General features: G+C 66.3%; 3 protein-coding genes. All 3 read right to left on the reverse strand.

Translation table 11 applies throughout. The features are described from left to right. Positions 1 to 724: ABC transporter ATP-binding protein (locus AACS24_RS01260; protein ID WP_258223048.1), on the reverse strand; the 724-nt coding region annotated here is incomplete at its 3' end. After that, entirely contained in the window at positions 721 to 1,689 is a 969-nt protein-coding gene (gene hlyD / locus AACS24_RS01265; RefSeq protein WP_108572114.1) for a secretion protein HlyD, read from the reverse strand. The genes hlyD and AACS24_RS01260, both read right to left, overlap by 4 nt. After that, positions 1,686 to 2,327, reverse strand: a complete 642-nt coding sequence (locus tag AACS24_RS01270; RefSeq protein ID WP_108572115.1) for a TetR/AcrR family transcriptional regulator — start codon at positions 2,325 to 2,327, stop codon at positions 1,686 to 1,688. Before AACS24_RS01270 ends, hlyD begins: the two co-directional genes overlap by 4 nt. Between the last annotated feature and the right edge of the window lie 186 nt (positions 2,328 to 2,513).

Here is a 2,513-nt window from a genome sequence, read left to right on the forward strand (position 1 = left end):
GCTCGCGGCCATCCAGTTGTCCCGCCTCCAGCAGCCAGCAGCGGCTGGCCATGGCCCCCATCAGATCGGCCGGCGTGCCGTTGGTGCGCACCTCGCCATCTGCCATCAGCAGCACGTGGTCGCACAGCTCCGCCTCGTCGAGATAGGCGGTACTCCAGAGCACCGTCATCCCTCCCTTGGCCAGCTCGCGCACCATCTGCCAGAGGGCGCGGCGGGAGATGGGATCGACCCCGACCCCCGGCTCGTCGAGCAGCAGCACATCCGGGGTGCCGAGCAGGGCGCAGGCCAGCCCGAGCTTCTGTTTCATCCCGCCAGAGAGTTTGCCCGCCGGTCGTGCGGTGAAGCGGGCGAGGTCGGTGAAGGCGAGCAGCCGCGCAAAGGTGGGCGTGCGCTCGGGCTCCAGTACGCCGCGCAAGTCAGCGTAGAGGGTGAGGTTCTCCAGCACGCTGAGATCCTCGTAGAGGCCGAACTGCTGGGGCATGTAGCCGAGGCGCTGGCGCAGCAGATCCCCCTCGCTCACCGGATCCAGCCCCAGCACCCGGATGGTGCCCGCTTCCGGGATCAGCAGACCGGCCAGCAGGCGCAGCAAAGTGCTCTTGCCCGCGCCGTCGGGGCCCACCAGCCCGGTGATGCCGCCAGCCGGAATGGTGGCCGAGATGGCGTTGAGGGCGACCCGCTCACCAAAGCGTTTGGTGAGCCCCTCAAGGGAGATGGCGCAGCTCATGGTGCCAGCCTGACGGTGACCGGCATCCCTTGGCGCAGGGCCGGGTCGGGATCCTGCACCACGATGCGCAGCCGGTAGACGAGGTGAGTGCGCAGGTCAGGCGTCTCCACCGATTTCGGGGTGAACTCGGCGGTGGGCGAGACAAAGCCCACCACCCCGTGATAGGGCTGATCCGGCCGCGAGTCGGTGGTGAGGGTCACTTTGGCGCCGCTCGGGAAGTGGCCGAGCCAGGGCTCCTCCACATAGGCACGCACCCAGACCGGCGCGGTCAGGGAGAGGTTGAAGGCGGTCGCTCCGCTCTGCACCATGCTGCCGTTCTCGACGGCGCGGCTGATGATGATGCCGTCGCTGGGGGCGGTCAGGCTGGCATCCGCCAGCGCCAGCTCGGCACTGGCGAGCGCCGCTTTGGCCCCTTCCAGTTGGGCATCGGACTGGGCGATCTCTTCCGGGCGATAGCCGGTTTCGAGCTGGGCGAGCTGTTCGCGGGCGGAGCGCACTTGCGCCCGGGTCTGGTCTCGCTGGGATCGGGCGGTATCGAGCTGACCGCGGGAGATGGCGCCGGTGGCTGCCAATGCGCTCTGGCGGCGCCACTGCTGGTCGGCTTCCAGCGCAGCGGCTTCGGCGGCGGCCAGTGCGGCCCGGGCGCGGTCGGTCTCTTCGCTGCGATAGCCTTTGTGGATCAAGGCGTTGGCGGCAGTGAGTGCAGCCAGATTGGCGCGGGCGCTGTCGCGGCTGTGGGTGAGGGGAACCGGATCGAGGCGGGCCAGCAGTTGACCCGCTTTCACCCTATCCCCCTCGTCGACCAGCACCTGATCGACGCGGCCACCGACCCGAAAGGCCAGATTGACGTCGCGAATATCGACATTGCCGTAGAGCATGGAGCCGTCGGCCGGTCGCCCCTGCCACCAGAGATAGCCGCCGATAACGGTTAGCAGCAGGACCACAATTGTAATGCGTTGCTTCATACCGCTTCTCCTTCCTTCATATCGGTGGGGCGCAGGCCGCGCAGGGCCCATACCAGACGCTGTCTGGCGGCCTCGGGGTTATCTATCTGGCTGAGAAAGGGGGCGGCCTGTTCGGGCAGCCAGCCGAGCTGGCGACCGCTGCCGGCGATCACCAGCGGCAGGCCGACCGACCCCATGATGAAGATCATCAGCTGGAGCGGGTGACCCGCGACCAGCGACCCTTCCGCCTGTGCCATCCGTACCTGTTCGATCAGCAGCAGGGGATGACGGCGCGGCAGGCTGAGCAGAAAGCGCTGGGCCGCCCCTTCACCTGCCAGCGCATCGCCAAACAGGTGGTTGATGAAGCCGCGTTGGCGCGCCACCAGCCCGATCAGCGCCTCCATGGTGGCTTCGAACATGGCGATGGCAGAGGGGTAGGAGCCTTTTGCCGCTACCGCCTTGAGCTCGTCATAGAGGGGGGCGTACCAGAGCTCGACCAGCTCGTCGATAAAGGCGTCGCGGTTGCCGAAGTGGTAGACGAAGGAGCCGAGGTTCACCTCGGCCGCCGCCGCCAGCTCGCGCACCGTCAGGCCGCGTAGCCCCTTCTCGGTGGCGATGGCGAGGCCGGTATCGAGCAGTTTCTGCCGGGTTGGATTCATCTTTCTGGTTCCTGTTGCACAAATTTCGATCTGATTTATACGTATGTATAAATCAGCCGCCGAGAATAGGAAAGATCTTTTTTTGAGCAGATTTCAGCGGAGATGAAAAACGGCGGGTGTTGGCAAGGGGAAGTTTGGAAACGGCTTGGGATTGAACGGGGGTTGCCGCAGGTGTGGGCCAGAATC

This window comes from Aeromonas sp. HMWF016 (assembly GCF_963878195.1).
In the GTDB taxonomy this organism is placed as follows: domain Bacteria; phylum Pseudomonadota; class Gammaproteobacteria; order Enterobacterales; family Aeromonadaceae; genus Aeromonas; species Aeromonas lacus.

What these genes read in the sequence shown, in the direction of transcription:
- hlyD (WP_108572114.1), bottom strand. Translation starts at nt 1,689, where the DNA reads ATGAAGCAACGCATTACAATTGTGGTCCTGCTGCTAACCGTTATCGGC.
- AACS24_RS01270 (WP_108572115.1), bottom strand. Translation starts at nt 2,327, where the DNA reads ATGAATCCAACCCGGCAGAAACTGCTCGATACCGGCCTCGCCATCGCC.